General features: G+C 63.5%; 26 protein-coding genes, 1 tRNA gene and 1 riboswitch. Of the genes, 16 read left to right on the top strand and 11 right to left on the bottom strand.

All coding sequences use genetic code 11. The features are described from left to right. The first annotated feature begins 420 nt into the window (after nt 1-420). On the top strand, nt 421-1,254 hold the full coding sequence (locus ACEN8U_RS29500; RefSeq protein WP_310105226.1) for an EAL domain-containing protein: 834 nt from the start codon (nt 421-423) through the stop codon (nt 1,252-1,254). A 13-nt stretch (nt 1,255-1,267) separates the two neighbouring features. On the opposite strand, the gene ACEN8U_RS29505 is transcribed toward ACEN8U_RS29500, so the two are convergent. Further along, nucleotides 1,268-2,053, bottom strand: coding sequence for an IclR family transcriptional regulator (locus tag ACEN8U_RS29505; protein ID WP_310105223.1), 786 nt, complete (start codon nt 2,051-2,053; stop codon nt 1,268-1,270). Between the two features lie 92 nt (nt 2,054-2,145). Here ACEN8U_RS29505 and ACEN8U_RS29510 point away from each other — a divergent pair, with 92 nt between their 5' ends. Then, on the top strand, nt 2,146-3,336 hold the full coding sequence (locus ACEN8U_RS29510; RefSeq protein ID WP_013587212.1) for an acyl-CoA dehydrogenase: 1,191 nt from the start codon (nt 2,146-2,148) through the stop codon (nt 3,334-3,336). Between the two features lie 137 nt (nt 3,337-3,473). Here the strand turns inward: ACEN8U_RS29510 and ltrA are convergent, their stop codons facing one another. Together ltrA and ACEN8U_RS29520 are read right to left on the bottom strand one after the other, a co-directional pair. Further along, a complete protein-coding gene (gene ltrA, locus ACEN8U_RS29515; protein WP_310105220.1) occupies nt 3,474-4,853 on the bottom strand; it encodes a group II intron reverse transcriptase/maturase in 1,380 nt (459 codons plus the stop codon). 514 nt (nt 4,854-5,367) lie between these two features. Further along, entirely contained in the window at nt 5,368-6,006 is a 639-nt protein-coding gene (locus ACEN8U_RS29520) for a peroxiredoxin (RefSeq protein WP_041745974.1), read from the bottom strand. A gap of 349 nt (nt 6,007-6,355) precedes the next feature. Here ACEN8U_RS29520 and ACEN8U_RS29525 point away from each other — a divergent pair, with 349 nt between their 5' ends. The 3 genes from ACEN8U_RS29525 to ACEN8U_RS29535 all read left to right on the top strand — a co-directional run bounded on the left by ACEN8U_RS29525 (nt 6,356) and on the right by ACEN8U_RS29535 (nt 7,785). Continuing rightward, complete coding sequence (locus ACEN8U_RS29525; RefSeq protein WP_006047848.1) at nt 6,356-6,658, top strand: DUF883 family protein; 303 nt, start codon at nt 6,356-6,358, stop codon at nt 6,656-6,658. Between the two features lie 136 nt (nt 6,659-6,794). After that, nucleotides 6,795-7,181 carry a phage holin family protein gene (locus tag ACEN8U_RS29530; RefSeq protein ID WP_015001687.1) on the top strand — a complete coding sequence of 129 codons (387 nt, stop codon included), beginning with the start codon at nt 6,795-6,797 and terminating at the stop codon, nt 7,179-7,181. Nucleotides 7,182-7,320: 139 nt separating this feature from the next. Continuing rightward, complete coding sequence (locus tag ACEN8U_RS29535; protein WP_015001686.1) at nt 7,321-7,785, top strand: DUF3318 domain-containing protein; 465 nt, start codon at nt 7,321-7,323, stop codon at nt 7,783-7,785. 53 nt (nt 7,786-7,838) lie between these two features. Here the strand turns inward: ACEN8U_RS29535 and ACEN8U_RS29540 are convergent, their stop codons facing one another. From ACEN8U_RS29540 to glyA, 7 genes are all read right to left on the bottom strand, one after another. After that, nucleotides 7,839-8,270, bottom strand: a complete 432-nt coding sequence (locus tag ACEN8U_RS29540; RefSeq protein ID WP_310105216.1) for a type IV pilin protein — start codon at nt 8,268-8,270, stop codon at nt 7,839-7,841. 10 nt (nt 8,271-8,280) lie between these two features. Beyond that, complete coding sequence (locus ACEN8U_RS29545) at nt 8,281-8,895, bottom strand: PilX N-terminal domain-containing pilus assembly protein (protein WP_310105213.1); 615 nt, start codon at nt 8,893-8,895, stop codon at nt 8,281-8,283. Next, entirely contained in the window at nt 8,892-9,704 is an 813-nt protein-coding gene (locus ACEN8U_RS29550; RefSeq protein WP_310105211.1) for a PilW family protein, read from the bottom strand. The genes ACEN8U_RS29545 and ACEN8U_RS29550 overlap by 4 nt, the downstream gene beginning before the upstream one ends. Next, nucleotides 9,701-10,159, bottom strand: coding sequence for a hypothetical protein (locus ACEN8U_RS29555; RefSeq protein ID WP_015001682.1), 459 nt, complete (start codon nt 10,157-10,159; stop codon nt 9,701-9,703). The genes ACEN8U_RS29550 and ACEN8U_RS29555 overlap by 4 nt, the downstream gene beginning before the upstream one ends. After that, nucleotides 10,156-10,716, bottom strand: a complete 561-nt coding sequence (locus ACEN8U_RS29560; RefSeq protein ID WP_175126337.1) for a GspH/FimT family pseudopilin — start codon at nt 10,714-10,716, stop codon at nt 10,156-10,158. The genes ACEN8U_RS29555 and ACEN8U_RS29560 overlap by 4 nt, the downstream gene beginning before the upstream one ends. Nucleotides 10,717-10,920: 204 nt before the next feature. Further along, nucleotides 10,921-11,403 (bottom strand): transcriptional regulator NrdR, encoded by a 483-nt coding sequence (nrdR, locus tag ACEN8U_RS29565; RefSeq protein ID WP_013587203.1) that lies wholly within the window; start codon nt 11,401-11,403, stop codon nt 10,921-10,923. A 6-nt stretch (nt 11,404-11,409) separates the two neighbouring features. Further along, on the bottom strand, nt 11,410-12,657 hold the full coding sequence (gene glyA / locus ACEN8U_RS29570) for a serine hydroxymethyltransferase (protein ID WP_015001680.1): 1,248 nt from the start codon (nt 12,655-12,657) through the stop codon (nt 11,410-11,412). A gap of 166 nt (nt 12,658-12,823) precedes the next feature. Beyond that, nucleotides 12,824-12,932, bottom strand: a riboswitch (ZMP/ZTP riboswitch). A gap of 238 nt (nt 12,933-13,170) precedes the next feature. Here glyA and ydfG point away from each other — a divergent pair. From ydfG to ACEN8U_RS29620, 10 genes are all read left to right on the top strand, one after another. Then, nucleotides 13,171-13,917, top strand: coding sequence for a bifunctional NADP-dependent 3-hydroxy acid dehydrogenase/3-hydroxypropionate dehydrogenase YdfG (ydfG, locus tag ACEN8U_RS29575; protein ID WP_310105206.1), 747 nt, complete (start codon nt 13,171-13,173; stop codon nt 13,915-13,917). Between the two features lie 58 nt (nt 13,918-13,975). Then, nucleotides 13,976-14,455, top strand: coding sequence for a tol-pal system-associated acyl-CoA thioesterase (gene ybgC, locus ACEN8U_RS29580; protein WP_310105203.1), 480 nt, complete (start codon nt 13,976-13,978; stop codon nt 14,453-14,455). Nucleotides 14,456-14,612: 157 nt separating this feature from the next. Further along, on the top strand, nt 14,613-15,290 hold the full coding sequence (tolQ, locus tag ACEN8U_RS29585) for a protein TolQ (RefSeq protein ID WP_006047860.1): 678 nt from the start codon (nt 14,613-14,615) through the stop codon (nt 15,288-15,290). Between the two features lie 10 nt (nt 15,291-15,300). After that, on the top strand, nt 15,301-15,747 hold the full coding sequence (tolR, locus tag ACEN8U_RS29590; protein ID WP_310105201.1) for a protein TolR: 447 nt from the start codon (nt 15,301-15,303) through the stop codon (nt 15,745-15,747). Continuing rightward, nucleotides 15,744-16,772 (top strand): cell envelope integrity protein TolA, encoded by a 1,029-nt coding sequence (gene tolA, locus ACEN8U_RS29595; protein ID WP_013587199.1) that lies wholly within the window; start codon nt 15,744-15,746, stop codon nt 16,770-16,772. Before tolR ends, tolA begins: the two co-directional genes overlap by 4 nt. Nucleotides 16,773-16,908: 136 nt before the next feature. Next, entirely contained in the window at nt 16,909-18,201 is a 1,293-nt protein-coding gene (gene tolB, locus ACEN8U_RS29600) for a Tol-Pal system beta propeller repeat protein TolB (RefSeq protein ID WP_013587198.1), read from the top strand. Nucleotides 18,202-18,232: 31 nt separating this feature from the next. Beyond that, on the top strand, nt 18,233-18,742 hold the full coding sequence (gene pal / locus ACEN8U_RS29605; RefSeq protein WP_013338115.1) for a peptidoglycan-associated lipoprotein Pal: 510 nt from the start codon (nt 18,233-18,235) through the stop codon (nt 18,740-18,742). A gap of 19 nt (nt 18,743-18,761) precedes the next feature. After that, entirely contained in the window at nt 18,762-19,511 is a 750-nt protein-coding gene (ybgF, locus tag ACEN8U_RS29610; protein ID WP_013587197.1) for a tol-pal system protein YbgF, read from the top strand. A gap of 222 nt (nt 19,512-19,733) precedes the next feature. Then, nucleotides 19,734-19,809: transfer RNA gene (locus ACEN8U_RS29615), tRNA-Lys, on the top strand. 347 nt (nt 19,810-20,156) lie between these two features. Then, a complete protein-coding gene (locus ACEN8U_RS29620; RefSeq protein WP_015001675.1) occupies nt 20,157-20,531 on the top strand; it encodes a hypothetical protein in 375 nt (124 codons plus the stop codon). 141 nt (nt 20,532-20,672) lie between these two features. Here the strand turns inward: ACEN8U_RS29620 and ACEN8U_RS29625 are convergent, their stop codons facing one another. After that, the gene (locus ACEN8U_RS29625; protein ID WP_013587195.1) at nt 20,673-21,338 is read right to left on the bottom strand and encodes a VTT domain-containing protein; all 666 of its coding nucleotides are present in this window, start codon (nt 21,336-21,338) and stop codon (nt 20,673-20,675) included. Between the two features lie 196 nt (nt 21,339-21,534). On the opposite strand from ACEN8U_RS29625, the gene mutL reads away from it, so the two are divergent. Then, the gene (mutL, locus tag ACEN8U_RS29630) at nt 21,535-23,583 is read left to right on the top strand and encodes a DNA mismatch repair endonuclease MutL (RefSeq protein ID WP_310105195.1); all 2,049 of its coding nucleotides are present in this window, start codon (nt 21,535-21,537) and stop codon (nt 23,581-23,583) included. The last annotated feature ends 2 nt before the right edge of the window (nt 23,584-23,585 follow it).

The raw sequence follows: 23,585 nt of genomic DNA on the forward strand, positions 1-23,585 counted from the left end.
TGCCCGGTTTGTCTCAAGGGGTGTGGCGCAAGGGTTTGGCTCACGCGGTTTTCGGTGCGGGCGTGGCTGCGGGGCCGCGGCGGCGCGCCGAGGGCGCCGGGGCGCCTCGCGGCTGCGCGAGTCAGCATGCGCACGGCCGCCGCCCGCAGCATGCGATTCCCTTCGCGGCACGAGTTCGCCGCTGCCCTAGTCGGCGGCACATTTACGAATAGTAAAACGAATTACGTTAAGTGAAATTAACGTATACCCTGGAAGCGCACGCCGTGACGGGCCGCAGCCCGTGCCGACAGGCGTTCGCGGGATATGGTTATGAGCATTTTGTTCATTTCGCTGCAGCCTGGACTGCTACCATCGAAGCATGCGGCGCACGCGCCTTTGTTCCGGTGCCGAACGCGCCACCCAAGTGATCCATTCGCCTAAATGATTCCGCCGACCATCCCCGATCTCGTTGCGCGCGCCTCCGGGCATCCTTTTCTCGGCAAGCATCTGACAATGGCGCGCGGCGCACATGGAGACGTCGCGCTTGCGCGCTTCACCGACTTCGAGCTGACGAGCGCCTATGAGCCGATCTTCGACATCAGCGTGCACGCGTTGGCGCAGTCGCTTTCGTCGGATGCGGAGAATGTGGATCGTTTCGGCGACGAACTCGGCTTCCAGGCGGTCACGCAGCGGCTCGACGACGCGCCGTTCGATATGTTCGAGGCCTTCGACCGCATTGCCGACGACCAGGAACTCGTCGCCCTCGACCGCATGTCGCGCGCGCTGCATGCAATCAATTTCTTCGGCGCGCAACGCCACGGCCTGCTGTTTCTGCGCGTGCACGAGCGGCTCCTGAAGAGCGTGAAGTACGACCACGGCCGGCATTTCTCGACCGTGTTGATGTCGTTCGGCCTGAATCCGTCGCGAATCGTGATCGAACTGCCGGCGGCAGCCGTCGCGCATAAAACCTTTCTTGGCTATCTGACGAAGAGTTACCAGCACTACGGCTTCAAGGTGGCGGGCAATCTGTCGAACGCGGGGCAGATTCTGTCGGTATCGGACACCGCGCGGCTCGATTTTATGAAAATGGACGCAGCCATTGCGTTGCGCGATGCGACCGTCAAGCCGCTAGTCGGCTACGCGAGCCGGCTGCGGATTCCGCTCATTTTCAATCGCGTGATGGACGAACCGCAGTTCGAGGCGTTGCAGCAATACGATGTGCGCTTTGTGCAAGGGCCGCTCTTTAACGCGCACTACCACGACCGCACGGCCTGATCTGCGCCGCGCGTCAGCCGGCGTCCCCGAGGCGCCGCGCCAACGCCTTCAGCCGCGGCGCCACTTTGCCGCGAAACACCTCTTCTCCCATCGACGAAGCCGGCCCGCTGCAGCTCAGCACAAGCCAGCGTCCCTCGCGCGGCTCGCGAAACGGCACCGCCACGGCGTTCACGTCGTCGTGCCACGCCCGAAACGAATAGCAGCACCGCTCTGTACCGAACGCGGCGATTTCCTTCACGGCGTCGGCCACCTGCGCCGCCCCGCCCTTGCCCGCCGCTTTCTTCAGCTCGGCGAGCAGCGCGTCGCGTACGTCGGCGGGCTGCACGGCGAGGTAGGCCCGGCCCATGGAGCTCGTCAGCATCGACAGTCTGGAGCCCGGCGCGAGGCCGAGTGTCAGCGCCGTCTCACTGCGGATCGTGTCCAGATAGATCATGTCGAGGCCGTCGCGGCAGCCGAGCGAGACCGCCGCGCCCACCTCGCGTGCAAATGCGCGCATGTGCGGGCGCGCGAGTTCCAGTGTGTCGGTGCCCGAGAGCAGCGCGAACCCCAACGACAGCACGCCGGCGTCCAGCGCGTATTTGCCGAGTGCCTCGTCGAGCCGGAGATAGCCGAGCACCGTCAGCGTATAGGCGAGGCGGTTGACGGTGGCCTTCGGCAAACCGGTCCGTTCGACGAAATCGCGGTTGCCGAGCATCGTTTCGCCGGGTTTGAATGCGCGCAGCAGATCGAGCCCGCGTGCCAGGGCGACGACGAATTTGCGCTCGTCGAGCGGTTCGGTGAGAGTGGCTGCGGGCGTCATGGGGTGATACACTCGGGTGTCGTTTGCAAAACATTGTTTCGCATAGCGGAACTCTAGTCAAGCCTAATCAGGCAAGCATCAGGAGATACGTCATGGCCGAGGCCGCGCAGTTTCACTGGGAAGACCCGCTGCTGCTCGATCAGCAGCTCACCGAAGACGAACGTATGGTGCGCGACGCCGCCGCGGCGTATGCGCAGGACAAGCTGCAGCCGCGCGTGCTCGAAGCGTTCCGCCACGAGAAGACGGATATCGAAATCTTCCGCGAAATGGGCGAGCTCGGCCTGCTCGGCCCGACCATTCCCGAGCAATACGGCGGGCCGGGGCTCAACTACGTGGCGTATGGCCTGATTGCGCGGGAAGTTGAGCGCGTGGATTCCGGCTACCGCTCGATGATGTCGGTGCAGTCGTCGCTCGTCATGGTGCCGATCTACGAATTCGGCTCGGAGGCGCAGAAACAGAAGTACCTGCCGAAGCTGGCCACGGGCGAATGGATCGGCTGCTTCGGGCTCACGGAGCCGAACCACGGCTCCGACCCGGGCAGCATGGTGACGCGCGCGAAGAAAGTCGACGGCGGCTATTCGCTGTCGGGCTCGAAAATGTGGATTACCAATTCGCCCATCGCCGATGTCTTTGTCGTGTGGGCGAAGCTCGAAGAGAACGGCAAGGACACGATTCGCGGCTTCATTCTCGAGAAGGGCTGGAAAGGACTGTCGGCGCCGACCATCCATAGCAAGGTCGGCCTGCGGGCCTCGATCACCGGCGAAATCGTGCTCGACGAAGTGTTCGTGCCGGAGGAAAACCGCTTTCCGGAAGTAAGCGGCCTGCGCGGTCCGTTCACGTGCCTGAACTCGGCGCGTTACGGCATTGCGTGGGGCGCGCTCGGCGCGGCGGAGGCGTGCTGGCACACCGCGCGTCAGTATGTGCTCGATCGCAAGCAGTTCGGCCGGCCGCTCGCGGCCAACCAGCTGATTCAGAAAAAGCTCGCCGACATGCAGACCGAGATCACGCTCGGCCTGCAAGGCGTGCTACGCCTTGGCCGCATGAAGGACGAAGGCACGGCGGCCGTCGAAATCACCTCGATCATGAAGCGCAATTCGTGCGGCAAGGCGCTCGACATCGCCCGGCTCGCGCGGGACATGCTGGGCGGCAACGGCATTTCCGACGAATTCGGCATTGCACGGCATCTGGTGAATCTGGAAGTGGTCAACACGTACGAAGGCACGCACGATATTCACGCGCTGATCCTCGGCCGCGCGCAAACGGGCATTCAGGCGTTTTTCTGACGTTTTGACGAGGCGCCGCCTGCGAGGCCGACGGCCGCGCGTTCCGGCCCGCGAGCGGTAATCGGGATAGGGGCAGGCCTCGCGGCCCGGCCCCTCCCACACCACCGTGCGTACGGGTCCGTACACGGCGGTTCGGATCAGTTGATCGGCGATGGCCCCACCGAGGGAAGACCCAGCGATCGGAAGTAACGATTCGACAGCGCCTGGCTCAGTGCCGGGCTATTGCTTAAGCGCCAGACACCGTGTGGCGAGCCCGCCGTTTGTGCAGCAAGGTGCCGGTTCACACCCCGCGCAATCAGCTCCCGGAAGCGGGTCCGGCCACGCTTCCACTGCTTCCAGAAGAAACAGCGCAGGCGGCGGCGAATCCATTCGTCCAGTTTCTGAAGTACGCGTGGCGTTTCGCAGAAGCCGAAGTAGCCCCGCCACCCGGTCAGGTATCGTTTCAGCGTGCCGATCATCTGGTCGACGCTGACCCCTCGCGTGCGTTGAGTCAGTTCCCGGATGCGTTCCTTGAAGCGGGCCAGAGCCTTGGGCGCGATGCGCCGTTTAGTCCACACCCGTGGGGTGAACGTGAATCCAAGGAACTTACGCGCGTGAGGCCGTGCAACGGCGCTCTTCGCATCGTTGACCTTCAGCTTCAGCTTGCCGGTAAGGAAGGCTTTCAACCCCGCCATCACCCGCTGGCCCGCGCGTTCGCTGCGTACGTAGACGTTACAGTCGTCGGCGTACCTCACGAAACGCAGTCCGCGTCGCTCAAGCTCCCGATCAAGATCGTCGAGCAGCAGATTGGATAACAACGGTGACAGGGGACCGCCCTGGGGCGTGCCCTCGTCCGTCGCACCAACCAGCCCGTGCTGCAGCACGCCCGCCGTCAGGAAGGAGCGGATCAGCTTCAACATCCGTTTGTCGCTGACTCGCTTTGCGACCCGACTCATCAGGATATCGTGGCTTACGCGATCGAAGTATTTCTCGAGGTCCAAATCTACAAGCCATCGATACCCTGACTGGATGTACATTTGCGCCTTGGCCACGGCCTGATGTGCTGAGCGCCCCGGACGGAAGCCGTAACTGGCATCCGGGAATGTTGGGTCCCACTGCCTTTGCAGCACCTGCAACACCGCCTGCTGGACGAATCGATCAAGCGCACAAGGGATGCCGAGCTTGCGCACGCCACCACCGTCCGGCTTGGGTATTTCGACGCGTCTTACAGGTTGGGGTTTGTATGTTCCGCTTAGCAGCGAGGCCCGTATCGACGGCCAATGCTCACGCAGGTATGCCGGCAACTCCCGGACGGTCATGCCGTCCACACCCGCCGCACCCTTGTTCGCTTTCACACGTTTCAACGCCTGCTTCAGGTTCTCCCTTTCGCAGACTTCCTCCATCAGTCGGTCGCTAGCCGACGGGCTTTCAGGTTCGGGGTTCGCCGCCATAGGTTCAGCCCCTCGCCCAGCAGCCATCGGGGCTTCACCCCTATCTCCGCTGTCGAGGACGCAATGCGTTTTCTGCTGCGCTCCCATGTCGAGTTCTCCGGCTTACTCGCCGCTCCTTTCCGTTTGGGCCTTCAGGCGTCGCCGCCCTAATATGCCCGCTGCTGACTCCTGCACGGCGATCAACGACCCTTGCGAGTTGTTCAGTCCTGATTCCAGGACACCGGGCAGGCCTCCCGAGGTAAGCTCAACCGCCTTCACCACACCCCTGCCAGATTTACCACCCCAGCCCTTGATGGTTGAGGACTTTGCGATCATTTGCTCGCTCGTCCGACCGGGTAGGCCTCATATCTGGTTTCTGTTCGTCAGGTCGTGGCTTTGCTACACGCTTCCTTCAGACCCCGCCTCGCGACGACGCCCTTGCGTTTCACTAGTCCTTCGCCCCATCAGGCTGGACAGGGGACTTGCACCCCCAAGCTGTTGCGCATGCTCGGCGCACAAAAAGAAGGCCGGTTCGGGATGAACCGGCCTTCTTTCATTCACAGGTTGCACGTTGAGGGTCGAGGGTTGACGACCCGCCGTTTTCCCGAGGCGCTCGCCGCACTTACTTGTTCGGCTGCGGCGTCATGCGCAGATACGGACGCAGTGCCTTGTAGCCCTTCGGGAACTTCTGTTTGATCACCTCCTCGTCTTTCAGCGAAGGCACGATCACCACGTCGTCGCCCTGTTTCCAGTTGCCTGGTGTGGCGACCGAATGGTTGTCGGTGAGTTGCAGCGAATCGATGACGCGCAGCACTTCGTCGAAGTTGCGCCCCGTACTTGCCGGATACGTGATGATGAGACGCACCTTCTTCTTCGGATCGATCACGAACAGCGAGCGCACCGTGAGCGTTTCGTTCGCGTTCGGGTGAATCATGTCGTACAACTCGGACACTTTGCGGTCGCCATCGGCCAGGATCGGGAATCCGACGTTGGCTGCCTGCGTTTCATTGATGTCCTTGATCCATTCCTTATGCGACTCGGCGCTGTCGACCGACAATGCGATGGTCTTGACGTTGCGCTTCGCAAATTCGTCGGCGAGCTTGGCGGTCAGACCGAGTTCGGTGGTGCAGACCGGCGTGAAGTCGGCGGGATGCGAGAACAGCACGCCCCAGCTGTCGCCGAGCCAGTCGTGAAACTTGATGCGGCCGATACTCGACTCCTGCTCGAAATCCGGTGCGATATCGCCAAGACGTAGACTCATGTGCATCTCCTTTAGGTATCTGGAAGCTATCGGACAACTGGCGCGGGCTTCTGCCGGCCAAGTCTCGAAAAGATAAAGCATACGGCAGCGATCGCCTATGCCGAACTAACTTCGGCTCACTACTTTATGCGGTTTTGTAATTTTCGCCGATTTAGTGGAAACTTTGCGGGACAGATCAACTCCATCCTGCGTTAACATCATCTGCGAGGTTAGGCAGGTGGTGTTGAGTGGAGTTTCGCCTTGCCAGGAACGGTTCGTGCATTCGCTGAGGTGAACCGGGCGTGCGCTCGCCAGTCGCCGTTTCTTTGGTTACGATTCACGCGTGGCGTGAGACGAAGGGGAGCTGTCAATGTCGGAAGTCAACAAGGAGAGATTGATGTCGGATATCAAAACCGTCCTCGCGGACGCGGAAGACCTGCTGAAACAGGCCGCAAGCGCAACGGGCGAGCGCGCTTCGGAACTGCGCGAAACGGCGCTGTCCCGTCTCAAGCAAGCCAGGGAAAAAGCGGCGGACGTGCAAGTCGTCGTGGTCGAGAAAGGCAAAAAGGCTGCTCGCGCAACCGACGACTACGTCCACGAGCACCCGTGGGCATCCATTGGCATCGCCGCGGGCGCCGGCGTGCTGCTGGGTCTCCTGATCAACCGCAAGTAACACCGCACATGGCCGGACGGCTCCCGTCCGGCATGCGACCAAATAGAGTGGACCGGCGCATGTCCGGCTGGCCCGCTTGTCCCGGCGCGCACGTTTCTCGAGCGTCGCTTAGCCCATCCGCGCAACGCCCACAGCCATGACGATCGACACACACTCGCAGCGCGAACAACACAGTCCGTTACGCCGCATCATCAGTTCGGTGTCCGCCATTCTGCAAACGCGCCTTGAGCTGGTCGGCATTGAACTCGCCGAGGAAAAGGATCGCCTTCTCGGCGTGCTCTTTCTCGGCCTTGCCGCGATGATGCTGACCACCATGGCGCTGATCGCACTGACCGCGTTGATCGCCATTGCGTTCTGGGACACCTACCGCTGGCAGGCGCTCGCCGGAATCACGCTGGTCTATGCGATTGCCGGACTGGTGTGCGCGCTCAAGGCGCGCAGCGGCCTGCGCAATGCGCCTATGGTGTTCGAGGCTACCATCGCCGAATTCGAGAAAGACCGCGACGTCTTTCGCAGACCGTAGCGACGTGAAGGCCTGCAGCGCGGTTCGCCTGCTGCGACGCTTGTGAAGTATTGCGACGCATTGCCAGGTCCGCCGTTGCTGCGATGGTTAGCTGAGTCGTTCGTTGCGCCGTTTCCTGCTCCCTCACTGCCGACACGCCATGAGCCATAGCTACTCGAATACTGCATACCGCAACAAGCGCCAGCCGGCGCGAGACCTGAGCGCACCCCACCTGCGAGCGCTGCGCAAGGAACTGTTGCTCGTGCGCGCGGACGTCGAGCGCATGGAGCTCGCAGAGGCCACGCTGGAACTGCGCGAGGCCGTCACCCACTTTAGCTGGCTGAAATTTATCGTGCCGGGCTTCGGCGGGCTGCGCATGGGCAGCGGCTCCAAAGCGAGCTTTCTGAATGCAGGCACGATTGGCGCGCTTCTCAAGCAATATCCGGTCATCAGTTCTCTCGTGTCGCTGGTGCTGGCGAAACCGCTGCGCGCGACGGTCGCTGCGGGTGCGAAGCCCGCACTCAAGTGGGGCAGCCTTGCGTTCGCCGCGTGGGAAGCGTACCGCGTGTGGCAGCAGATCAAAGGCGAGTCGCGGGCTTCCGGCGCTTCCCGCGACGAGGGCTGAGGCGCATCGCATAGGCTTGGTGGCATACGCTTCATGGCATGTTCTCGCACTCGCTAGCTCGTGCCCCAACATTCCGCGCTGGGCGGCACCGAACCGTTCGCCGCGCTCCTGTTACCTCGCATCCCGGTCGCGTCGAGCGTAAAGACACCGCATGCGTCGTCTCGCATCGGTCCCGATTCATCGGGTGCTGCTTCGATCGCATAGCCGCCGTTGGCGTCGTCCGCGGGCAACACGCGCAGACGATACACAGCCGAGCCCAACTGCGGAGCCTGGTTAAAGCCGGGCGGCAGTGCAAGCATGCTGTCGCTTGCCGCGCCCTCGACGAATTGCGCCGCTCGCAACAATGCGGAGGCCGCGTCGACTCTATGCGCACGCGCGACCTGGCTGCGATAGGCAGGTACGGCGAACAATGCGAGCACAGCGACTATCGCGAGCGTGATCACCAGTTCCAGCAAGGTGAACGCGGATATCTGCAGCCTTCTCATCAACACCTCGTTAAAAGGGCCTCGCAGCGACCCGCCGCCAATGGCGTTCCACTACGTTGCCGTCGAGAACCAACTGCATCTGCAGCCACACTTGCGATTCCCGGTTCTTGCCGAATCCGCGCGCGGTGAGCAGATACGCGCGCGCATTGGGGCGGCCGGCGATGCGCCACTCTTCCACCACGCATTGCGGCGCGCGAACGGACCCCGGCCATTGCGCAATGGGCGTCGCGGCGGCTGCTTCGAACACGGTTTCGAGCTTCCACTGCGCCGGTTCACGGGCAGCTTGCGACGCGATCACACCCACACCCGCGGATCCGATGACGCCGCGGGCACACAAGGTCAATGCCGAATCCGCGGCGTGAAAAGCCTGCAAGTAGTCGCGGACGTTGACTGCGCTGCGCGCCGCCGCGAGCGATGCTTCGAACCATGCCGCGGACGTCACCAGCAGCATCGCCGACAACAACAGGACGATGGCCAGCACAGCGCCACGCTGCCGCGCGCGGGCGACGTGACTACAACGACGGCCGCGAGGGCGGCCGCAGCAGCGCTTCGGCCATTGCGGTTCACGGCCGCACCAAGGTTCGCGGATGCAACTGCACTCTGCTCTGCTACTTCTTTCGATCACGACACGCCCTCCGCGTCATTGCGCAGCGCGACGCGTCGCCAGAACGCTTGCCGCGGACGGAAGTCCGTCGCCACGCCACTCACGCCATCGCAGTCGACATAACGGAAGCGTTGCCCCTGCGGCGCGCCCCGCACCAGAACGCACAGATCGACCGCGACGATGGTCGACCACTGGTCCGCTGTCACCGCGGCGGCATCCACTGCACTCGTCGCGCCCGCAAGCCAGTACCTGAGGCGCAGGCGTTCGACGCCTTCGACCAGCGGCTGCGCAGACCCGGTCTTGCCGTTGCCTTCGCAATAGAGCTCCGGCTCGCCAGTCGAACTGCTCGCCTTGGCATAAAAGCGATTGACCACCGGCACGCCGCGGTCGCCGAGCGCAGCGCTGCTGCCCATCACGGCTTGCCCGAGGCAATCCGTTGTCTGCCCCGTGGACGACGGCCACGTCGACACGCTGTCGCCGACGTACCGCACCGCGACGCCGTCAGATCTACTAGACAACGTCTCGCACGTCAGCCGGCTGTCGTCCGTGCCCGTGGGATGGCCTCCCGAACAGCCGAACAGGGGCGCCGGCGCGCGATATTGCGCGACGTCGGCGGGCACGAAGCCGGCCATCTGCAATTGCTGGCCAACGACGGTCAGCGCCGTCAAGCCGGCATCGCGGATACGCAGCGCATTGCTCGCGTGGTCGAAAGCTGCACGCTGCGTCGCGAAAAGCGAGACGACGCCCGTTGTCACCACCAGTCCGAGCGCAACTGCGATCATAAATTCGATCAACGTATGGCCGCGCCCACCCTGCGCCGGCAACATCATTTGACGAACGCCAGTGCAACGCAGGAGAAGCCCGCGGGCGCGTCCACTCCGCCACACGGCTCCGGCTTGTCGATCACATCGTCGGCGCGCGGCATGTTGCGCGAGGCCGTCCATGTCACGCGCGCTACCGAGACGCCTCCCGTTCCAACGACCGACGCGTCGCCTCGCGGCAACAGCGCCGCCGCTCGCGAGCGCCACGCGTTGAGCGCGGCTTCGTTGGCTGACGGCGCGGACATCGCCTCAGCGACCGAATCGGCAATCCACGCAGCGTGTTCGCGCATCGCCATGGCGCGCGCCTCGCGCGCCGTCCACAACTGCCCGGCAATGAGCCCGAGCGCAGTCACGGCCATCACCGCCACGGCGAGCATCACTTCGATCAACGAACTTCCGCCGTGCCTCGTGCCGTTCTGACGCGACCGCGCGCGCCGCAAAGACCACCCGGTGAGCGAGCTCATGACGCCGCTCCACACGCGCCGTCCACCATCCGCGTCCGGCCGCCCGCCGCAATGCGAATGCAGCGCCGCCATTTATCGCCTTGCGTTGCCTTCGATGGCGCGCGTGGCGCAATGTCGAAACTGCGAAAAGTGCCGATCAGTTGGCCGGCTGGCGGCGTAAAAGTCAGATTCGTCTGAATGCCGACGATACTCACCGCCGCAAGCGAGCCGTGTGCGCGCAGCAGTGTCGGCGTGCCGCCGCGGTCCGCTAATACAGCCCAGCCGCAAGACCAGTCGGTCACGCCGTTGCCGCACGGCTGCCCGGCGGCGAGGCAGTGCCGCGCGGCGTCCGTCCTGCATACGGTCACGCGGGCGCCGCGGCGCAATGCCTCGCTGCGCGCATACGAGAGTGTCGACAGCAGTGCCTTTGCCCGTGCATCGACCTGATCGCGCACGTGCCACGCTACGAACGATGGCGTCGCCATGACAACGATCACCGCAAAGAGCGCGATGACGACCAAGGTTTCGACAAGCGTAAATGCGCCGCACGGCGGCGAAGCGATTGCATGTTGTTTCATCTGCATCCCTGAACGTTTGCAACGAATGCAGCCAATCTAGCGATTCGCGGACGGCCCAACAATCGGCCGAATGGCCAGGTGGCATTCAGACGCTACGGCGCGCCAGAATTCACGCGACGAACACAAGGAGAGCAGCAGATGCGAACAGGTCAGGCCGCACGGCAAAACGTGATCTGTCGGAAACGCCGGGTGGCGGGCTTCCGTTTAGCGCTTGCGGGAAGGCTTGGGAGGAGAGGAGGCGCGGCGGAACTCTTCGATCACGTCTTCGAACTCGGAGACGTCTTCGAAGCGCCGGTAGACAGAGGCGAAACGAACGTAGGCAATGGTATCGAGCGCGCGCAGCTCGTTCATGACGAGCTCGCCGAGGCGCTCGCTGCGCACCTCGCGCTCGCCGCTGCCAAGCAACTGATACTCGATGCGGGCGACAGCCGCGTCGATCGCGTCGGCCGCAACGGGGCGCTTGCGCAGCGCCAGTTGCATGCTCGCGAGAATCTTGCGGCGATCGAATTCCGTGCGGCTGCCGTCTTTCTTGACGACCGCCGGCAACGCCAGCTCGACCCGCTCGTACGTCGTGAAGCGCTTGTCGCAGGCCGGGCAGCGGCGGCGCCGGCGAATCGTCGCACCGTCTTCGGAGACACGCGAGTCGACGACCTGCGTGTCGGCGTGACGGCAGAAAGGGCAATGCATGGCGGCTTAGCGGTAAACCGGGAAGCGCTGCGTCAGCTCGGCGACTTGCCCGCGCACGCGTTCGATCGTGGCGGCATCCTCCGGGTTGTCCAGTACGTCGGCAATCAGGTTGCCCACCTGCTCCGCTTCCTTCGTGCCGAAGCCGCGCGTGGTCATGGCCGGCGAGCCGAGGCGGATGCCGCTTGTCACGAACGGCTTTTCCGGGTCGTTCGGAATCGCGTTCTTGTTGACCGTGATGTGAGCTGCGCCGAGCGCGGCTTCCGCAGCCTTGCCGGTAATCTTCTTCGCGCGCAGATCGACCAGCATGACGTGGCTCTCGGTGCGCCCGGAGACGATACGCAGACCGCGCTTGACGAGCGTTTCCGCGAGCACGCGCGCGTTTTCCACGACTTGCTGCTGATAAGCCTTGAATTCCGGCGACAGCGCTTCCTTGAACGCGACAGCCTTTGCGGCGATCACGTGCATGAGCGGACCGCCCTGAATGCCCGGGAAGATTGCCGAGTTGATCTGCTTCTCGAACTCGGCCTTCATCAGGATCACGCCGCCGCGCGGGCCGCGCAGGCTCTTGTGCGTGGTGGTCGTAACAAAGTCGGCGTGCGGCACGGGGTTCGGGTAGACGCCCGCGGCGACGAGGCCGGCGTAGTGCGCCATGTCGACCATGAAGTATGCGCCGACGGACTTCGCAATCTTCGAGAGACGCTCGAAGTCGATGCGCAGCGCGAAAGCCGACGCGCCTGCGACGATCAGCTTCGGCTTGTGTTCCTGAGCGAGCTTTTCGGCAGCGTCGTAGTCGATGTCTTCGGCCTCGTTCAGGCCGTAGCTCACCACGTTGAACCACTTACCGGACATGTTGACGGGCGAGCCGTGCGTCAGGTGGCCGCCGTGCGCGAGGCTCATGCCCATGATCGTGTCGCCCGGCTTCAGCATCGCGAAAAAGACGCCCTGGTTCGCCTGCGAGCCCGAGTTCGGCTGCACGTTCGCCGCTTCGGCACCGAAGAGCTGCTTGACACGGTCGATGGCGAGCTGTTCCGCCACGTCGACATATTCGCAGCCGCCGTAGTAGCGCTTGCCGGGATAGCCTTCCGCGTATTTATTGGTCAGTTGCGAGCCTTGCGCGGCCATCACAGCCGGGCTCGTGTAGTTTTCCGACGCGATCAGTTCGATGTGCTCTTCCTGACGGCGGTTTTCCAGCTCGATCACCTTCCAGAGTTCAGGGTCGACGTTGGCGATGGTGCTTTGGGCTCTGTCAAACATACGGATTCCGTTGAGTGTTTTCAGGTTGACCGGATCGTGCGCCGAATTTTGCGTAGAGGGTACGCGGCGCTGCTGGCGGCTGGGCTGGCCCTGACGTGGCGGAAGGAGAATTGCCGCACACGCGAGGCAGGACAGCCACCGTCAGCGCAGATGAATGCGCGCGGATCACGGCTGCCCAGGCGAACGGCAAAACGGCACCCCGCGCTTCACGGTGGGTTTTTCCACCTTGAATCCGATTGGTTGGATCGGTTCTATCGCCAGTCACGCAGGGATGAGCGCGTTAGTTTATTGGAAGAGGATCGAATAGGCAACCGGCTTTCCGCCGCCTCCGAGGGCGCGCCGAAGGCGGTCGGCCAAGGGCGGCAAGACTGGGCGGCAGCGGCCTCCAACAGCTTGTCCGGCGGCGCTTGCCGGCGCCTTGCGCCGCCGCTCATCCGCCTCGTTCATCCTTGCCGCAGCGCCGCATTGGAAGTAGGCTTGGGGCCTTTCCCTCCTACCGACCAGGAAACCGTAATGATCGTATTCGTCACCGGGGCGTCCGCAGGATTCGGCGCCGCCATCGCTCGTGCCTTCGTGAAGGGCGGCCACCGCGTCGTCGCCACCGCCCGCCGCAAGGACCGCCTGCAAGTGCTCGCCGACGAGCTGGGCGACGCGCTTCTGCCCTACGAGCTGGACGTGCGGGACCGTGCCGCCGTCGAAGCCGTCCCGGCAGCCTTGCCCGCGGAATTCGCCGCCGTCGATGTGCTGGTCAACAACGCCGGCCTCGCGCTCGGCGTCGAGCCGGCCCACAAGGCAAGCCTCGATGAATGGCAGACGATGATCGAAACGAACTGCACCGGCCTCGTGCAGGTGACGCATGCGCTGCTGCCCGGCATGGTGGAGCGCAACCGCGGCCACGTCTTCAATCTGGGCTCGGTGGCCGGCCACTGGCCTTACCCGGGCGGCAACGTCTACGGCGCCACCAAGGCGTTCGTGCGGCAGTTCAGCCTGAACCTGCGAGCCGACCTCGCCGGCACCGCGCTGCGTGTGACCGACATCGAACCGGGCCTGTGCGGCGGCACTGAATTCTCGAACGTGCGCTACCGCGGCGACGACGAAAAAGCCGGCAAGGTTTATGAAAACGTGCAGCCGCTCACGGCCGAGGACATCGCCGATTCGATCTACTGGATTGCCACGCGCCCGGCGCACGTCAATATCAACACGATCGAACTGATGCCGGTCGCGCAATCGTTCGCCGGTTTGAGCATTCATCGCGGCTAACGCCCGCGAGAGCGCGCGCGCATCTCGAAACAGACCTCGCGGTGTGCGTTCCGGTAAAATGCGCCGCATGAATATGACGACAAGCCAGCCCGGCACGGAAATCGGCCACACGTGGAGCATCCGCGTGTATTACGAAGATACCGACGCCGGCGGCATCGTGTTTTACGCGAATTACCTGAAGTTCTTTGAACGGGCACGCACCGAATGGCTGCGCGCCTGCGGGGTCGACCAGAACCGGCTCGCCGACGAAACGGGCGCAATGTTTATCGTCCGCAGCACGGCGGTCGACTATCTGGCGCCCGCGCGTCTCGACGACGTGGTCCGGGTGGTGAGCCGCATCGAGCGCCTCGGCAAGGCGTCCGTCGACTTTGCGCAGGAAGCCTGGCGCGACGGCACGCTGCTTGCTACGGGCTCGATCCGGATCGGCTGCGTCGAGCGCACAGCGCTGCGCCCCGCTGCAATCCCTCCGCCGGTTCTCGCCGCCTTGCGGCGCGGCCCCTGCGCGGGCGACGGCGGCGTGTCAACGAACCCGGGCTGAGCCCCGTTGTTACGGGGCCAGTGAACTCGCATCGATCAAGCAGCACCAAGCATGGTTCGGCTCGCGGTACCGCCGATGCTTCCGTTTTGCTCACGGCAAGCTTCGTGTGGCCTTGCAAAGCCGGACGCCCCCTTTCGGGACGTTAAAACGAACCTTTATGAACACTACACAAGATCTTTCGATCGTCTCTCTCGTACTCAATGCGAGCCTGCTGGCGCAGGCCGTCATGGCGCTCCTGCTGTTGCTGTCCCTGCTGTCGTGGACTTTTATCTTCCGCAAGTGGTTTGCGATCCGCCGCGCCCGCGCGCAAACTGAGCGTTTCGAACGCGATTTCTGGTCCGGCGGCGACCTGCAGGCGCTTTATCAAAGTGCCGCCAATAACCGTCACACCATCGGCGCGCTTGAGCGAATTTTCGAATCCGGCATGCGTGAATTTCTGAAGGGTAAGGAAAAGCGCCTGAACGATCCTGGCGCGATCCTCGACGGCGCACGCCGTGCGATGCGCGCGGCGTTCCAGCGTGAAATGGATGTGCTCGAAGCGAACCTGGCGTTTCTCGCGTCGGTCGGCTCGGTGAGCCCGTATATTGGTCTGTTCGGCACGGTGTGGGGCATCATGAATGCGTTTCGCGGACTCGCGAACGTGCAGCAGGCCACGCTGGCCAACGTCGCGCCGGGCATCGCCGAGGCGCTGACCGCCACCGCGATCGGCCTGTTCGCCGCAATTCCTGCCGTTGTCGCGTACAACCGCTACGCGCACGACATCGACCGTCTGGCGATCCGCTTCGAGACCTTCATCGAAGAGTTCTCGAACATCTTGCAGCGCCAGGCGCACTAAGGAGTCCACGATGGCAGGCTCTCGCTCCTCCAGCATGCGCGGCGGCCGCTCGCGCCGCGCGATGTCCGACATCAACGTCGTGCCGTATATCGACGTGATGCTCGTGTTGCTCGTCATCTTCATGGTGACCGCGCCGCTCGTCGCGCCGTCCATCGTCAATCTGCCGACAGTGGGCGGCGCAGCGCCGCAGCAGCAAACGCCGCCCGTGATCGTCAACATCCGCGCGGACGGCAACATGAGCGTGAAGTACAAGGACGACTCGGGCGCGCAGCAGCAGGAGGACATGACGAAAGCGGGCCTCAACGGCTTTATCGCCGACCGCGCGCAGTCGCATCCCGATCAGCCGGTCGTTATCGCCGCCGACAGGACCGTGAAGTATGAAGCCGTGATGAATGTGATGTCCGAGCTGAAGGCTCAGGGCGTCAAACGCGTTGGATTGCTCGTCAAATCGCAATGATCCGTAAGAACACCGACTATCCGCTCCAGCCACCGCGTGAACGCGGCACCGGGCGAGCCTTTGTGTTCGCGCTGGTGATGCATGCGCTGCTCGGGTTCTTCCTGTATCACGGAATCCAGTGGCAAAACAGCACGCCGGAAGGCGCAGAAGCGGAGCTATGGACGGAAGTGCCGGACAGCGCGATCCCGCGCCCGGTCACGCCCCCTCCTCCGCCCGTGCCGGTCGCCCCCGCTCCCCCGGTGCGCGACGAACAGGCCGACATCGCGCTGCAGGAAAAGAAGCGTAAGCAGCAGGAAGCGGCGCGCGAGGCACAGCTCGCCGAACAGCAGCGTCAGGAGAAGTTGCGGGCTCAACAGGAAGCCGAAGCAAAGCGTCAGCAGGAACTGGCGGCGGAACAGGCCGCGCAGAAAGCGGCGGCGGCGAAGCAGAAACAACTGCAGCAACAGCAGCAAGCGGAGAAGCTCCGCCAACAGCAGCTCGCTGAGCAGAAGAAGCAGCAGCAACTGAAGCAGCAACAAGAGGAACAGCAGAAGCAGGCCGAAGCACAGAAACAGGCCGAAGCCGAAGCGCAGAAGAAGGCGGAGGCGCAAAAGGCGGCGAAGGCCAAGGCTCAGGCGGAAGCGGCGGCGCAAGCGAAAAAGCTCGACGCCGAACGTCGCGCGCGCCTTGCGCAAATGCAAGGCATGGCGGGGCCGCCGGGCTCGACCGGCAATGGCCTCGGCAAGAGCGGAACAGGTAGCGGCTCGGGCGGCACGGCGGCGTCGCCCGGTTATGCGGACAAGGTTCGTCGCGTGGTCAGGCCGAACATTTCGTGGGGCGGCGAGACCGAGGGCCTCGAAACCGTGATCGCCGTTCGCTGCTCGCCGACGGGCACGCTGTTGAGCGCGACCATCGCGCACAGCAGCGGCAACCCGGCCTGGGACGATGCGGCCCTGCGAGCCGTTCAGCGTTCCGACCCGATGCCTCAGGACATCGACGGAAAGACGCCGGCGAGCTTCAGAATTACGTTGCGGCCGGCAGGTTGAGGGCAGCCTGACAGTAACTTGACAGCAGACTGCGCGCCTCGCCCGGCGCGGCGCACTCGGGAACGAAATAGCGCTTTTCCGGTCTGTCTGCTGTTGCGAAGCTTTAGTAAAACCGTTTTTGGGGAATCCATACAGCATGAGTTTGATGACCAAGCTAGGCCTGCGGACACTTGTAGCGTCGTGCCTGATCGCCGTCGGCGGCGCCGCGAACGCGCAACTCAACGTGCTCGTCACGGGCGTCGGGTCCACCCAGTTTCCGATCGCAACGGCGAATTTCGCCAATGAAGCGAACTCGCCGCAGCAGGTCAGCACCATCGTGCGTCAGGACCTGCAGCGCAGCGGCAAATTCACCAATATCGACGCCGGTTCGGCGCCCGTGCCGGAAACGGCTTCGGTCGATCTCGGCAGCTGGAAGGCGAAAGGGGCGAACGCATTCGTGGCCGGCAGCGTGAACCGCCTGCCGAACGGCCAGTACGAAGTGCGTTTCAAGCTCTACGACACGGTTAAGGGCGAAAGCCTCGGCGGCCTCGTGCTGGTGAGCCCGGAAAGCGGCCTGCGCATGAGCGCGCACAAGGTGGCCGACTACATCTACGCGAAGCTGATGGGCGGGCGCGGCGTGTTCGCCACGCGGCTGTCGTATGTCATCAAGACGGGCAACCGTTATCAGTTGCAGATTTCGGATTCGGATGGCCAGGACGCACACATTGCGCTGTCGAGCCCCGAGCCGATCATCTCGCCGGCCTGGTCGCCTGACGGCACCAAGGTCGCCTACGTTTCGTTCGAGAAGAAAAAGCCGATCGTCTACATTCACGATTTGCCTACGGGCCGCCGCATCGTCGTGTCGGATCAGAAGGGCAACAACAGTGCGCCCGCATGGTCGCCGGACGGTCGCACACTCGCGGTCGCACTTTCGCGCACGGGCAACACCCAGATTTTCGCGGTCAACGCGGACGGCACCGGCCTGCGCCGCCTCACGCAGGGCAGCTCGATCGACACCGAGCCGACCTTCTCGCCGGACGGCCAGACCATCTATTTCACGAGCGACCGCGGCGGCCAACCGCAGATCTACAAGATGTCGGCACAGGGTGAAAGCGCCGGAGCGGCGCAGCGCGTCACGTTCACCGGCAGCTACAACACCAGCCCGCGCGTGAGCCCGGACGGCAAGCAACTCGCGTATATTTCGCGCGTCGGCGGCGCCTTCAAGCTGTATATCCAGGACCTGCAAGGCGGAACCGCTACGGGCCTGACGGACACGACACATGACGAATCGCCGAGCTTCGCGGCGAACGGTCAGTACATTCTTTACGCTACCCAGGTGAACGGCCGTGGCGTATTGGCCGCGGTTTCGACGGACGGTCGCACCCGGCAGGTCCTGTCTGTGCAGGGGGGCAGCGTACGCGAGCCGTCCTGGGGCCCCTTCATGCAATAACGTTGATGCAATAACACAAGGAGAGTAAAAAATGATGTCCAAACTTCGCTTCGCATTTGCAGTGCTGATGGTCGGTGCATTGGCCGCGTGTCATTCGGGCGTGAAGCTCGACGAAAACGCGAACAAGGGCGGTGCTGTCTCGACGCAGCCGAACCCCAACGATGTCGCGCAAGTGAACGTCGACCCGCTGAACGACCCGAACAGCCCGCTCGCGAAGCGCAGCATCTATTTCGATTTCGACAGCTACTCGGTGAAGGACGACTACCAGTCGCTGCTGCAACAACACGCGCAGTACCTGAAGAGCCATCCGCAACGCCACGTCCTGATTCAGGGCAACACCGACGAGCGCGGCACGAGCGAGTACAACCTGGCGCTCGGCCAGAAGCGTGCTGAAGCGGTGCGTCGTTCGCTTTCGCTGATGGGCGTGACGGACTCGCAAATGGAAGCTGTGAGCCTCGGCAAGGAAAAGCCGCAAGCCACGGGTCATGACGAATCGTCGTGGGCACAAAACCGCCGCGCCGACCTCGTGTACCAACAGTAAGTAACGGGTAATGAGCCGAATGACGCATCGTTTCTTCTCGCTGCGAATTGCCGCAGCGGCCTGCGTCGCGGGCACGGTCCTCGCGGCTGTGCCGGCGCACGCGGGCATCTTCGACGACGATCAGGCCCGCCAGGCCATTCTCGATCTGCGGGCGAAGACTGACAGCCTGTCGAGCCAGTTGTCGGCAGCGCAGCGCACGATCCTCGATCAGTCCAACCGTCTCGACCAGCTCAACCAGCAGGTTGCGACGCTGCGCGGGCAGAACGAGGACATGGGCAATCAGCTCGCCACGCTGCAAAAACAGCAGAAGGACTACTACACCGATCTGGACACGCGGCTGAAGAAATTCGAGCCGCAGCAACAAACGGTGGACGGTGTCCAGGGCGAGGTTCAGCCGGGCGAAACGGATGCGTTCAATGCGGCCTCCCAGCAGTTCCGCAACGGCGACTTCAAGAATGCGGCGGCGTCGTTCCGCAGCTTCATCTCGAAGTATCCGAACAGCCCCTATCAGCCGACCGCGCAGTACTGGCTCGGCAACGCGCTGTATGCGCTGCGCGACTACAAGGGTTCGACGGCGACCTGGCAAGGCGTCGTGGCCAGATATCCGCAGCATCCGCGCGCGCCGGAGGCGTTGCTGGCTATTGCCAACAATCAGCTCGAGCAGGGGCAGAAGGCTGCGGCCAGGAAGACGCTCGAACAGATCCTCGCGCAATATGGCGGCTCGGACGTCGCCCAGTCGGCGCAGAGCAAGCTGTCGCAAATCAAGTAGCCGCGCAGCGGTTGCCGTGCTGCGGCAGGTCTGTTTGAGTAGTTTGCAGTAACGCGCAGTGCCTGCAATGCCGGAAAAGATAGTCACGCGCGCCTCTCGCTGAAAAGCCCGGGTCTCATGCCCGGGCTTTTCACTATCTGGATTGCTTCCTTCTGTCGTGGGCGGACGTGCGGAACGGTTGACAGCCCCTTGCGGCCATCGCTATAATTTCGCTTCTCTTTTGGGTCGTTAGCTCAGCTGGTAGAGCAGCGGACTTTTAATCCGTTGGTCACAGGTTCGAATCCCGTACGGCCTACCAAAAGATTCGAGGGCTTACACGCGCTAGCGTCGTAAGCCCTTTTTCTTTTGTCGCAAGCTTTTTGCGCCGCAGAATCTGCTGCGGCCGCTGCCTCTCTCCTAAAGAAGAACCACAGGCCGCCGGAAAGCAGGAGCCCTCATCAATCCCTGCAATTTCACTCGTCGCCTTCGGCCTTTTCGACCGCCAAACTTCACGCATTCTGACAACACTATACGGACTGCGAACCTGAACATTTATTGAGACATAAAGACGTGCAATGATCGCCGCCGTCTGACACGGCCGCTCTGCATGAGCGGGCACAGACGCTCTCGCAACACCGCAACCCGCGGCGCTTTCATTCCACTGAAATGACCAACTTTCTGTTCGATCTCGTCTCGAATCTTGCGTTGCTGGCGATCGTACTCGTGGCGTGCCAGCTGTGTAATCGTCTGATACCGGGCGTTGTGCTCAACGGCTCGCGCGTGTTTGCCGCGCTCGCGCTCACGGCTGTCCTGCTCGATGCCGCCCTCACCTTTCTCGTGTTCGCCGACGCCCGAACGCGCTACGGCCAATTCAGCACGCCGTCGGCGTTTTGGGTCCGCAGCGCCGCCTACGCGCTCGCCATCGTGGCGGCGTTTGCCTGGCAAGGCGTCAGCCGCCGGCATCGTCCGGCGAAGCCAGCGCCCGGCAAGACGCTCGTCATTCCGACCTCGCCTTACTCTGAATCTCAGTTGCCGATGTGAGCGGCGAGCCCCCGTCCACTTTGCGGTCCGCAAACAAAAACGGCGTCGCGCAAATCGCGACGCCGGTTCTTTCATACGGCAACTCGTGCGGAGACTTATGCGGAAACCTCAGCAGTCCATGCGCGCAATGCCTCTTACCCGTTAGCCCGGCTTCGACGCGCTCTTGCGCATCATCTTCCACAGCGCACCGAGCACGACCGGCACAATCGCCGCGCCAATGCCGACGAGCACGATCACATTCAGATATTGACGGATAAAAGGAATATTGCCGAAGAAATAGCCGAGCAGGACAAGCAGCAATACCCAGAACAGCGCGCCCGCCAGATTGAACAGCTGAAATCGGCTGACCGTCATCTCCGAGGCACCGGCGACAAACGGCGCAAACGTCCGCACCACCGGAATGAAGCGCGCGAGCACGATGGTCTTGCCGCCATGCCGTTCATAGAAGTCGTGGGTTCTTTGCAGCGCGCGCCGGTCCAGAAAACGCTCCAGCACCGGAATGCGCGAATTGAAAACCTTCGGACCAATCGCTCGTCCGATCATGTAGTTGACGGTATTGCCGCTGGTTGCCGCCACGAACAGCAGCAAAATCAACAGACCCAGATTCATCTGCCCAGACGCACAAAATGCCCCGCCGATGAACAGCAGGGAATCGCCCGGCAGAAACGGCAGAATCACGAGCCCGGTTTCGCAGAAAACGATCAGGAACAGGACCGCATACACCCACGCGCCGTACACGTGGATGAATTCTCCGAGGAACTTGTCGATGTGCAGCACAAGGTTGACGAGATGTAGCAGCGTGTCCAAAAAGCGTCCTTTATCAAGCGAGATTGAATGCGGCGGATAGGTTCGCCGGGGGACCGGCGGGCGATGGCGCGAAGTCTCGCCCGTCGCCGCGAATTGACCGCGTCATGATACCGAAAGTGCCCGAGCGAGCCGGGAAAATCTCCGGCATGTTTCCGCCATTTCCGGGCTGCCGCCCCCGAATCGCTATAATTTCGCCATGTCCGAATTCTCCGAAACGCCCGCCCGCGCCGACACGACAGCCGCCACAGCGGCTCTGCGCCCGCTGCGCGCCATCCAGCCGCTGCCCGATCAGCTCATCAGCCAGATTGCCGCAGGCGAAGTGGTCGAGCGGCCGGCCTCAGTCGTCAAGGAATTGCTGGAAAACGCCCTCGATGCCGGCGCGCGTACGCTGCGCATCATGCTCGATGAAGGCGGCGTCAAGCGCATCTCGATCACCGACGACGGCTGCGGCATTCCCGAGAACGAACTGGCGCTCGCCTTGATGCGCCATGCGACCAGCAAAATCCGCTCGCTCGCCGAACTCGAGGCCGTCGCGACGCTCGGGTTTCGCGGCGAGGCTCTGGCCTCCATCGCGTCGGTCGCGCAAATGACGATCACGAGCCGCACGGCCGACGCGCCGCACGCGGTGCGGGTCGATGCGCAAACGGGCGTCCTGAGTCCCGCGGCGGGCACTCAAGGGACCACCATCGAAGTCCGCGAGCTGTATTTCAATACGCCCGCGCGCCGCAAGTTTCTGAAGAGCGAACAGACTGAGCTCGGCCATTGCCTCGAGCAGATCCGGCGTGCCGCGCTGGCCCGCCCTGACGTCGCGATTTCGGTCCTGCACAACGGCAAGGCAGTCGAGCATTGGAACGCGAGCGAACCGCCGGTGCGCGTCGCGAAAATTCTCGGCGAAACCTTCGCAACGGCTCATCTGCCGCTCGACGAGTCCGCCGGTCCACTCGCCGTCTACGGTTGCGCGGGGCTGCCGACCGCGAGCCGCGGGCGCTCGGACCAGCAGTACTTCTTCGTCAATGGCCGCTTTGTGCGCGACAAGCTGCTCACGCATGCCGTGCGCGCCGCTTACGAGGACGTGCTGCACGGCGACCGTTATCCGTCGTATGTGCTGTTTCTCGACCTGCCGCCCGAAGCGGTGGACGTGAACGTGCATCCATCGAAAATCGAAGTGCGTTTTCGCGATTCGCGCTCGATTCATCAGTTCGTTTTCCACGCGGTGCAACGCGCGCTGGCGCGTCACGCGGGCGCGTCGCCGGAAACGACCGCGGGCGGCCACGCGGCGCACCTGCAGGCATCCGCGGATGGAGCGGTTTCGTTTGGCTCGTCGCCTGCAGCGAGCGCCGGCTTCGCGCCATCAGGCGCGATGAACGGCGCGAACAGCGCGGGCGGCTTCGGCGCAACTGCGTCGAGCGGTTCGAGCGGCAGCGGCTTCAGCGCGTCGCAGCCCGGCAACACGTGGATGCGCCAGTCGCGCATGACGCAAGGCACGCTGCCGGTCGCGCAGCCGCTCGCCTTCTACGACGCGCTGTTCGGCCGCAAAGGCAGCAGCGCGGCAACGGCACAAGGGGCGACGCTTTTCGAAGCGCGCGATTCCGCCGCCGAAGGTCCGTCGCCATACGACGCGTCGGCGCCGCATGCATCGCCCGCCTTCCATCCCGCCGACGACCAGCCGCTCGGCTTTGCGCTCGGCCAGATTCACGGCATCTACGTGCTCGCGCAAAACGCGCATGGGCTCGTGATCGTCGACATGCACGCGGCACACGAGCGCATCCTGTACGAGCAGTTCAAGAACGCGCTCGCCGATCGCACGATCGCCGTCCAGCCGCTGCTGATTCCGCAGACCATGCAGGCGGATCCCGTCGAAATCGGCACCGTGGAGGAAGCGCGCGAGACGCTCGACGCGCTCGGCTTCGATCTCGCCGTGCTGTCGCCGACCACGCTCGCGATCCGCGCGGTGCCGGCCTTGCTGAAAGACGCCGATCTGCAAGCGCTGGCGCGCGCGGTGCTGTCCGATCTGCACGCATACGGCGGCTCGCGCGTGCTGACCGAGCGTCAGCACGAACTGCTCGGCACGCTTGCCTGCCATCACGCGGTTCGCGCGAACCGGCGTCTGACACTCGATGAGATGAACGCGCTGCTGCGCCAGATGGAAGCGACCGAGCGCGCCGATCAATGCAACCACGGGCGTCCGACGTGGTATCAATTGACGCTCTCCGATCTCGACCGCCTGTTCATGCGCGGACAGTGACC

It is taken from the genome of Paraburkholderia phenoliruptrix (genome assembly GCF_047325075.1).
Taxonomy (GTDB): Bacteria; Pseudomonadota; Gammaproteobacteria; order Burkholderiales; family Burkholderiaceae; genus Paraburkholderia; species Paraburkholderia phenoliruptrix.